Raw genomic sequence first — 10061 nt, 5'->3', positions numbered from 1 at the left:
TGCGAAAACTCATCGTCATCATCAACGCCATCATCAAAACCGACACACCATGGAGATTAGAACACCAAATCTGATCAACACCCAAACACAGTTGCTCACCATGAGGGAGAGTGAGGAGGCAACGATAATCGCCAACTTTACAGATCACAAAGGATGCAGAACCTGACTCCCTTGCATCACCCCTCTCCCTCATGGTGAGCTTGTCGAACCACGCACCACGGGCATCAACCTGTCACATCAATCAGAACTACTGTGATTTGGCCCGCCCAGCCAGAAAATCCGGCAGATCGGCAATCGAACCCAGTATGACATCGCTTAACGAAGCAAGATCATCAAGCGTGCTGTTGCCGGAGAGCACACCCACGGCAAGCCCTGCACCGGCAGCATGGGCCATTTCCAGATCGTGCCCATTGTCTCCAACCATGGCGATGGCACTGGCCGGAAACCCCGTCTTTGCTGCAAACAGCTCCAGCTGGTCAGCATGGGGTTTTGCTCGCGCCACGGAATCATAACCAATGATGACCGAAAAGAGAGAGGTCAGCCCCAAGGCTTCGGCGGTTGCGCGTGCGCCGGCCTCGGAATCATTCGTGGCGATGCCAAGGACAAAACCCTGCGCGGCCAACCGTTCCAGCGTCTCACGCAATCCGTCAATGCCTACAGCGCGGCGCGAGCCCTCACGCACCGCATATTCGTCATAGGCACGAATGCGCTCGCGCTTTTCTTCCAGCGTCAATTCCGGGTGCCAGAGATCGACAATGTCGTTGATCGTTCCGGCAGCCACAACAGAGCCACCACGGAAACGCTCCATCTCCCAGTCATAGCCACCAGCTTCAACAAGGGCGCGCGCACGACCCTCGTCCCCGCCCGCCGCCTTGTGGGCAAGTTCCATAGTGATGCCGAACCATGTGCGATTGAAATCAACCAGCGTGCCGTCCTTGTCGAACAGGATGGCGCGGATTTCCGAAGGTTGAGCGCGGGCCATCAGGCTTCCAGTGACCCGGGCCGCGCCTGTTCGGAACGCTTGGCGCCCAGCAGCTTGAGGAGATCATCGCCCCGGCGTGTGTACCTATGGCTGCGGCGCGTGAGGATGCGGCCTGCCTGCGGTGCTATCAGCGTGATATCGCCCGAAGGATCGCCCGGAACTGTGACAATCGTGACCAGTTTCGCACCCGCCTCGACTTCATCGCCGATATCAACATGAAACAGGATCATACCACCCTGCGGCGCGCGGATCATTTCAACGTTCTCGAGTGGCGTGACCGGTCCCTTGAAATCGACAATCAGCTTGACGGCAGGATCAGTGACCACACCGCGATGCACGAGGAAACGGTAAAGGCCTTCCGCATCGGCTTTGCCGGTAGCGATATCGACATCGCTCAACCCGCGAAACTCAACAGTTGTAACAGCACGACGTTTTACGTCGCGCTTGGCTTCCGGCAGTTGCAGAACCGGATGGGCGCATGCTTCTTCAAAGGCGGCATCGGCAGTGCTGTTCCATGACAGAATAGCTGTTGAGCCCAGCGCCGCAGCGAGATCATACATCTCGGGCAGGAAAGCCTGATGGATATAGAGATAATTCTCGCTCTCATCATCGCAATGCAGGTCGAGCACGATTTCATGGGGTAGCGCCAGACGCAGCAATTGTGCCTTCAACCGTTCCGCCAGAGATTTCGGGCCATCAATGGGAACAAGCCTTGAAGTATCGAATGTATCGAGCAGCGGGAATGAACGATTGAAATTGACGCTGGAAAAGAAATCAAACCGGCCTAGATGCTGATGCGACTGCCACTGCGCCGATCCAACCGGATTGGCCTGCGGAACGACAGTAATATTACCGGATATCCGACCTTCCTTCTCAGCTTTTTCCAGCATGGGAATAAGAAAATGCAAGGCAGCCTGGCCGGGCAGTTCGGAGCCATGGAGGGAGGATTGCAGATAGGCGCTGACCGCCTTTTCATCCTTGCCCGCAAAACGCAGCACGCGCAGTTCAATATGATTGCCCGGCACATCGCCAGCCAGCTGAATAGTCTCGGTTTTCATCAATGCTTTCCCGGTTCCTCAAATCCGGCCCTGGAGCAAAGGCCGGAAACCCATTCTGTTTGTTATTGGGCCATTATAGCCTATTTGGCGCGGCGTTTTCTCAAGTGCGCGACAAGACCTTGCGTGGATGCGTCCTTGTCCTTTGGCTTGACCTCGCCGGAGACGATCGGGAGAAGTTCCGTCGCCAGTTCCTTGCCCAACTCAACACCCCATTGGTCAAAAGCATTGATGCCGAAAAGCTGCGCCTCGACAAACACCCGGTGTTCGTAGAGTGCAATCAGGCGGCCAAGCGCAAAAGGATCGAGCTTGTCGTAGACGATGGTGATTGATGGACGATTGCCGGTGAAAACGCGGTGCGGTGCAATCCGTTTCACTTCGGACTTCGGCAGATTTTTCGCAGCAAGCTGCGCCTTGGCCTCGTCAAGCGTGCGGCCTTTCATCAAGGCTTCCGACTGGGCAAGGCAATTGGCAAGCAGCATCTCGTGCTGATTGTCCAGATGCGGTTCATGCCCCTTCGCCGCGACAATAAACTCCAGCGGGATCGTGTCTGTGCCCTGATGCAGAAGCTGGAAGAAAGCATGCTGGCCATTGGTGCCGGGCTCGCCCCAGACGACAGGACCAGTTGGCCCGGAGACAGGCTTGCCATCAACGGTGACGCCCTTGCCATTCGATTCCATATCGAGTTGTTGCAAGTAAGCGGGCAGACGGGCCAGACGCTGATCGTAGGGAATAACGGCACGGCTGGTATAGCCGGAGATGGCACGATGCCAGTAGCCCACCAGACCGAGCATCATGGGCAGATTCTTGTGAAGCGCAGCTTTACGGAAATGTTCGTCCATTGAATGGGCGCCATCGAGAAAACGGCCGAAATTTTCGGGCCCGATAGCAATCATCAGAGGCAGACCAATAGCCGACCAGATGGAATAGCGACCGCCAACCCAGTCCCAGAAACCAAAGATCCGGTCTTCTGGAATACCAAAGGCGTCGACCTTGTCGAGTGCGGTCGAAACCGCTGCAAAATGCTGGCCAACGGCCTTCTCGCCCAGCGCATCGGCGATCCATTTGCGCGCTGCCTTGGCATTGGTCATGGTTTCAATGGTGGTAAATGTCTTCGAGGCGACGATGATCAGCGTTGTCGCCGGGTCAAGGTCTTTCAGTGTATCAGCGATATGCGCGCCATCAACATTGGAGACGAAGTGCGTCTTCGGGCCATCATGATAGGGTGACAGCGCAAGCGTTGCCATGGCCGGCCCAAGATCGGAACCGCCAATACCAATATTGATCACGTCAGTAATCGGCTTGTTCTTGGAACCTTTGATCGCTCCCGAGCGCAGACCATCCGCATAGGCACCCATGCGCTTGAGCACATCATTGACGCCGGGCATAACATCCACACCATCAACCTTGATAGGCTTGTTGGAGCGGTTGCGCAGCGCTGTGTGCAGAACGGCCCGGCCTTCCGTATTGTTGATTGGTTCGCCGGCAAACATTGCATCACGGCGGGCTTCGACATTGGCAACTTTTGCCAGATCGGCAAGAAGCGACAATGTCTTGTCATTGACGAGACATTTCGACCAGTCAAGAAGAAGATCATCAAGATGAAGCGAATAGCGGTCGAAGCGTTTGGGATCTTCTGCAAAGGTTGCGCGCATGTTTTTAGGTGCGCCGCTTTTGAAATGTGCTTTCAATGCCTGAACGGAACCACGCAGGTCGTTCGCTTTCACCTTCGCCATATCTCTCTCCTGAAGTCACGCCTTGAACCTGTCGGGCAGGAACCTGCCACCGGAATCATTTTGTTTCAATCGGTCAAAAGCAGAATCTCTTCCGATTTAACGTCAGGCCGATTTAACATCAGGAGTGTGCGCCGCAAATCCGGGCGGAACTGCGGCGCAAAAGTCTATCAGCCCTTGATAGCTGTCAGAACTTCATCATACGCCTTGCAGGCGTCTTTCAGATCGGTCTGGCCCTGATACTTGGTCGCCAGTTCCTGCATCTTGGTAACAATTCCCTGTGCCTTGGATGGGTCCTTGGTAACGACCTGCTGTACGGCAGCGGTGATTTCACCGGCCTTTTTGGTCAGCTCTTCCTGGGTGCAGGTAGGGGCTTTCGAGCAACCAACGAGAGCGACAGCCAGCAGCGAAATGCCGGCGACCATTTTCAATTTCATTTGCAGTCTCCCTTGATGAGATGAGTGAAGTAGAGAAGTGAAACACTTCTCCAATATTGCCCTGTGATGCGTCATCCCTACGGAATCACAAAGTCTTAACCCTGTTATTACACTGCCTCTGTTCGGTCTAGAGCCATCATCGCCAGTATCATGATGTTTTGTGACAGGATTTAATACATTGGCAAAAATATTGGCCTTTATAAATTGTGGACAGGCTGAGTCGTCTATTTTAGCCTTCTCTTTGCAAAGAGGATTTGAAATATGGACATAACAGGCGAAGAGCGCATCGCTGCACCACGCGATGCAGTCTGGAGAGCATTGAATAATCCAGACATCCTGAAAGCCTGTATTCCCGGCTGCGAGAGGCTTGAATGGATTTCAGATACAGAACTTGAAGCGACAGTCGTCGTGAAACTCAGCCTCATAAAGGCGCGATTCAGCGGCAGGATTGAACTCAGCAATCTCAATCCCCCGCACTCATACACCATCACCGCCGAGGGCAAGGGCGGCATTGCCGGATTTGCCAAAGGCGCAGCGGATGTCAATCTGATCGAAGAAGGCAACGAGACTGTGCTTGTCTATAAGGTTCATGCCGATGTGAGTGGCAGAATTGCCCAAATCGGCGGCCGACTGGTATCGTCCTGGGCCACAAAACTTGCCGCCCGGTTTTTCGAAAGCCTTGGTCAGATTGCCGCCAGCACCTGAGACCTTCCAGAAATCGACCGGCCTGTCGTATTTTCCATAAGCCATGGCGGAATGACGTTTGGGTCTGATGCAACGAAGCCGGATATCCTGCCCGCAGATAAAGATTGCATTCAGGCTGGAATTCATGCGCGCGTTTGACTTCATCATTGTTGGTTCAGGCTCAGCCGGATCGGTTGTTGCCGAGCGCCTGTCCGCTAGCGGCCGTCATTCTGTGCTTGTGCTGGAAGCAGGCGGTTCGGACCGGCGGTTTTTCGTGCAGATGCCGCTTGGTTATGGCAAAACCTTTTATGACAAATCCGTCAACTGGATGTACCGCGCCGAATCCGATCCTGGTCTTGGTGGCAATGCCGATTACTGGCCGCGCGGCAAGGTACTCGGCGGATCAAGCTCGATCAACGCCATGGTCTATGTGCGTGGTGCAAGGGAAGATTTCGACGAATGGCGCGAGCGTGGTAATCCCGGCTGGGGCCATGATGACCTGCTCCCCATATTCCGGGCGCTGGAAGATCATGACGGACCAGCGAAAAGCCTTGGCCACGGCGGCCCCGTTCATGTCACCGACTGCTCGGGCCTGTTTCATCCGCTTGCCAACCAAATTCTGAAAGCCGCACAGGAGGCGGGCCTGCCCTATAATGCTGATTTTAATGGCGCTACACAGGAAGGCACAGGACCGTTTCAGCTGACCACCAAGAACGGGCGGCGCATGTCCGCCGCGCGGGCTTTCCTGCGCCCGGCGATGAAGCGCGCCAATGTGACTGTATTCACAGGCGCAATGGTGCAGCGTGTCACCTTCAAGGACAAGCGCGCCACCGGCGTCGAGTTTATTCGCAATGGCCAAACCGAGACAGTCACTGCCGGGCGCGAAGTCATTCTGTGCGGCGGTTCCGTCAACTCACCACAGCTGCTTGAACTATCAGGCATTGGCGATGCAACGCGATTGCAGCAACTCGGCATCCCCGTCGTACAAGCCAATAGTCAGGTCGGAGAAAACCTGCAGGATCATCTAGGCATCAATTACACCTACCGCGCCAATGTCGCCTCACTTAATCAGGTGCTGCGGCCATGGTGGGGAAAAATGCTGGTCGGCATCGAATATCTGTTGCTGCGAACAGGGCCGCTATCGATCAGCATGAATCAGGGCGGGGGCTTTTTCCGCACCGATCCATCCCGCTCACGCCCAAACATGCAGCTTTATTTTCAGGCGTTCTCAACAGTGCGCCCCAAGGAGGGCGAGCGGCCAATCCTGACACCTGATCCGTGGCCGGGCTTTTCCATTGGCCTGTCCAATTGCCGTCCGACCAGCGTCGGCTCCATCCATATTCGCTCTGATAACCCGCTTGAAGCACCGAGGATCGCGCCGAATGCTTTTTCAACCGAGCATGATGTGGCCGAGATGCTCGATGCGGTTAAATTCCTGCGAAAGATTGCAGGCACACCAACCCTGTCAAAACTGATCGTCGAGGAATTGCTGCCTGGCCCGGATTGCCGGAGCGACGAGGACCTCATTACCGATTTCCGCAAACGCAGCGGTACGGTCTATCATCCCGTTTCCACCTGCCGCATGGGACCTGACCCCACTCAGTCGGTGGTCGATCCGCGCTTGCGCGTTCACGGCGTCGAGCGCCTGCGCGTTATCGATTGTTCGATTTTTCCCAACATCATATCCGGCAACACCAATGCCGCAGCGATGATGGTGGGTGCCAAGGGCGCAAGCCTTGTTCTGGAAGAACTTGCATAAATCTCATTTCGTTCAATAGCCCGATTCAATCCTTCCTTCGCGAGCGCCAGAGGATGGAACACATCTTTTTTGCATTTTCTTGACCGTTTGATAAAAAATTTGACCTTTTGTAAAAATCTGGCATTCTTTCCCTCAACAGGCGCCGGACATACCGGCCCACCACCAAATTGCGGGTGCTCCCAAAGGGAACGGGACGCCGCAATTTCAGAAATGGAGAGGCGATTTCATGGGATCGATTGATTCTGGAATCCGTGATGTGAGGGCCGGACGGCTTGAGTCTGAGGCCTACACCGATGTTTTTTCCGATCTGCATCCGGCATTGACGCGGCATGAGGCCTTCGTTGAGTCCGACCGCTGCTACTTCTGCTACGATGCGCCCTGCATGAATGCCTGTCCCACGGGCATCGACATTCCGCTGTTCATTCGCCAGATTGCCGCCGACAATCCCACCGGTTCGGCAAAGACCATTCTCGCAGAAAACATTCTGGGCGGCATGTGCGCCCGTGTCTGCCCGACAGAAACCCTGTGCGAACAGGCCTGCGTGCGCGAAACGGCTGAAGGCAAGCCGGTCAAGATCGGGCTCCTGCAACGCTATGCCACCGATCATCTGATGGAAAAAGGCCAGCACCCATTCAAACGGGCTGAACCGACAGGCAAAAGCGTCGCCGTTGTCGGTGCTGGTCCCGCCGGATTGTCCGCCGCGCACCGCCTTGCCAAGCACGGGCACAATGTCACGATCTTCGAGGCGCGGCCCAAGGCTGGCGGTCTCAATGAATATGGTATCGCCGCCTATAAGAGCGTCGATAACTTCGCCCAGCAGGAACTCGATTTCATTCTGGAAATCGGCGGAATCACCATCGAGAATGATAAGGCGCTTGGCCGCGATATCAGTATCGACGCGCTGAAAGCGGGTTTTGATGCGGTGTTCCTCGGCATGGGCTTGCCGGGTGTCAATGAACTTGGCCTTGAAGGGGAAGACGCCGCGGGCTGCATCGATGCGGTTGATTACATCTCCGTGCTGCGCCAGAGCGAAGACCTATCGCAAATATCCGTCGGGCGCGACGTTGTCGTCATTGGTGGTGGCATGACCGCCATCGACGTAGCCGTCCAGACGAAACTGCTTGGTGCGGAGAATGTCATCATCGCCTACCGGCGCGGGCCGGAAAGCATGAATGCCAGCCCCTATGAACAGGAACTGGCGCTGAAAACCGGCGTCATCATCCGTCATTGGTTGCAGCCGCGCGCGCTTACCCGCAACGCGGCAGGCGAAGTCTGCGGTATCACGCTTGACTATACGGCCATGGTCGATGGCAGGCTTGCCGGGACAGGCGAGAGCATCACGCTTGCCAGTGACCAGATTTTCAAAGCCATCGGACAGACGCCAGCGGAGAGTATTCTAGCTGAATCCGGCTTGGCATTGGCGAAGGGACGCATCAGCGTCGATGATGATCGCCGTACATCCGTTCCCGGCATATGGGCGGGCGGTGACTGCATTGCCGGTGGCCAGGATTTGACTGTGGCAGCGGTTCAGGATGGCAAGCTTGCCGCTGAATCGATCCATCGCTCCTTGATGCAGCAACCGGAGAAAGTCAGCGGGTTTGTTGAAGCCGTCATGGCCGAGAATCCGGATGGCACGTCAGCCGCGGCCCAGCATCCCACCCATTCAAACCACATTGCTGGTTGAAGGAGATATCGACATGGCTGATCTTTCATCGAATTTCCTCGGCATCAAATCCCCTAACCCCTTCTGGCTGGCTTCTGCACCRCCAACGGATAAGGCCTACAATGTCGAGCGCGCCTTCAAGGCGGGCTGGGGCGGTGTAGTCTGGAAGACATTGGGGGAAGAGGGCCCACCTGTCGTCAACGTCAACGGTCCACGCTATGGCGCAATCCACGGCCCTGACCGGCGGTTGCTTGGCCTGAACAATATCGAGCTTATCACCGACCGTCCGCTGGAAGTGAACTTGCGGGAAATGACCGAGGTGAAGAAGAAGTGGCCCGACCGGGCGCTGATTGCCTCTATCATGGTGCCCTGCGAGGAGAATGCCTGGAAAGCCATTCTGCCCTTGGTTGAGGCTACCGGTGCTGACGGTATCGAGCTTAACTTCGGCTGCCCGCACGGCATGTCCGAGCGCGGCATGGGTGCCGCTGTCGGTCAGGTACCTGAATATATCGAAATGGTTGTCCGCTGGTGCAAGCAGTATACGCGTATGCCTGTCATCACCAAGCTGACGCCGAATATCGCCGATATTCGCAAGCCAGCACGGGCGGCAAAAGCTGGCGGTACGGACGCCGTGTCACTGATCAACACCATCAACTCCATTGTATCGGTTGATCTTGATACATTTGCACCTAATCCGTCGATTGATGGCCGCGGTTCACATGGCGGTTATTGCGGCCCGGCGGTCAAGCCAATCGCGCTGAACATGGTGGCGGAAATTGCGCGTGATGCGGAAACCCGCGGCCTGCCGATTTCGGGCATTGGCGGCATCACCACATGGCGCGATGCGGCTGAATTTATCGCGCTTGGTTGCGGCAATGTACAGGTCTGCACCGCCGCCATGACCTACGGCTTCAAGGTCGTGCAGGAGATGATCGACGGATTGTCCGATTGGATGGATTCGCGCGGGTTCAGCTCCATCGAAGACTTCCGCGGTTTGGCCGTGCCGAATGTTTCGGACTGGCAATATCTCAACCTCAACTACATCACCAAGGCGCAGATCGATCAGGACCTCTGCATCAAATGCGGTCGTTGCTACATCGCCTGTGAGGACACATCACATCAGGCCATCACAGCGATGGTTGATGGTGCGCGGCATTTCGAGGTGATCGATGAAGAATGTGTTGGCTGCAATCTCTGCGTCAATGTCTGCCCGGTTGATAACTGCATCACCATGGTGCCGATGACGTCGGGCATTGATCCGCGCACCAAGACACCGATCCAGCCTGACTATGCCAACTGGACGACACACCCGAACAATCCGATGGCCAAGGCGGCTGCAGAGTAGCAAACTTAAGACCCGCCCTCCAAGGCGGGTTTTTGTGAGTTGTTTGGTTCGTGGTGCGTGGTTCGACAAGCTCACCATGAGGGAGAGTGTGGATGCAACGCTAATCGCAAACGTTGCAGAATAAAGCTCCCCTCACCCTGAGCCCGTCGAAGGGCCTCATGGTGAGCAACTGTGTTTGGGTGTTGATCAGATTTGGTGTTCTAATCTCCATGGTGTGTCGGTTTTGATGATGGCGTTGATGATGACGATGAGTTTTCGCATGATGGCCACAATTGCAACCTTGAAGGGTTTTCCAGCGGCTCTGAGTTTCTGGTAGAAGCGTGCCAGTGGCTGGCTCTTGGCCCTTATGATGGAAAGGCACGCCATGTAGAGGATGCGCCTGATATGAGGGCGGCCCGCCTGA

8 protein-coding genes and 1 pseudogene are annotated in these 10061 nt (G+C 55.8%); 4 read left to right on the top strand and 5 right to left on the bottom strand.

From position 1 onward, the window contains the following. Positions 1 to 247: 247 nt before the first annotated feature. From AB4Y96_RS26150 to AB4Y96_RS26135, 4 genes are all read right to left on the bottom strand, one after another. Complete coding sequence (locus AB4Y96_RS26150; protein WP_091879127.1) at positions 248 to 982, bottom strand: HAD family hydrolase; 735 nt, start codon at positions 980 to 982, stop codon at positions 248 to 250. Beyond that, positions 982 to 2040 (bottom strand): peptidase M14, encoded by a 1059-nt coding sequence (locus AB4Y96_RS26145; protein WP_441920923.1) that lies wholly within the window; start codon positions 2038 to 2040, stop codon positions 982 to 984. Before AB4Y96_RS26145 ends, AB4Y96_RS26150 begins: the two co-directional genes overlap by 1 nt. An 80-nt stretch (positions 2041 to 2120) precedes the next feature. Next, on the bottom strand, positions 2121 to 3773 hold the full coding sequence (pgi, locus tag AB4Y96_RS26140; RefSeq protein WP_441920921.1) for a glucose-6-phosphate isomerase: 1653 nt from the start codon (positions 3771 to 3773) through the stop codon (positions 2121 to 2123). A gap of 167 nt (positions 3774 to 3940) precedes the next feature. Continuing rightward, positions 3941 to 4207, bottom strand: a complete 267-nt coding sequence (locus tag AB4Y96_RS26135; RefSeq protein WP_091879131.1) for a hypothetical protein — start codon at positions 4205 to 4207, stop codon at positions 3941 to 3943. 261 nt (positions 4208 to 4468) lie between these two features. Between AB4Y96_RS26135 and AB4Y96_RS26130 the strand changes: the two genes are divergently transcribed. The 4 genes from AB4Y96_RS26130 to preA all read left to right on the top strand — a co-directional run bounded on the left by AB4Y96_RS26130 (position 4469) and on the right by preA (position 9658). Then, positions 4469 to 4912 carry a CoxG family protein gene (locus AB4Y96_RS26130; RefSeq protein WP_441920919.1) on the top strand — a complete coding sequence of 148 codons (444 nt, stop codon included), beginning with the start codon at positions 4469 to 4471 and terminating at the stop codon, positions 4910 to 4912. 124 nt (positions 4913 to 5036) lie between these two features. Then, positions 5037 to 6650, top strand: coding sequence for a GMC family oxidoreductase (locus AB4Y96_RS26125; protein WP_441920917.1), 1614 nt, complete (start codon positions 5037 to 5039; stop codon positions 6648 to 6650). 226 nt (positions 6651 to 6876) lie between these two features. Next, entirely contained in the window at positions 6877 to 8334 is a 1458-nt protein-coding gene (locus AB4Y96_RS26120) for an NAD(P)-dependent oxidoreductase (protein ID WP_441920916.1), read from the top strand. A 13-nt stretch (positions 8335 to 8347) separates the two neighbouring features. Beyond that, a complete protein-coding gene (gene preA / locus AB4Y96_RS26115) occupies positions 8348 to 9658 on the top strand; it encodes an NAD-dependent dihydropyrimidine dehydrogenase subunit PreA (protein WP_441920915.1) in 1311 nt (436 codons plus the stop codon). A 186-nt stretch (positions 9659 to 9844) separates the two neighbouring features. On the opposite strand, the pseudogene AB4Y96_RS26110 reads toward preA, so the two are convergent. Then, positions 9845 to 10061 (bottom strand): annotated as a pseudogene (locus AB4Y96_RS26110) (IS110 family transposase); the annotation flags it as partial.

The sequence above is a fragment of the Phyllobacterium sp. TAF24 genome (assembly GCF_052113785.1).
In the GTDB taxonomy this organism is placed as follows: Bacteria; Pseudomonadota; Alphaproteobacteria; order Rhizobiales; family Rhizobiaceae; genus Phyllobacterium.
The sequence above is the reverse complement of the archived record's forward strand: the minus strand, read 5'-3'. Positions and strand labels throughout refer to the sequence as shown.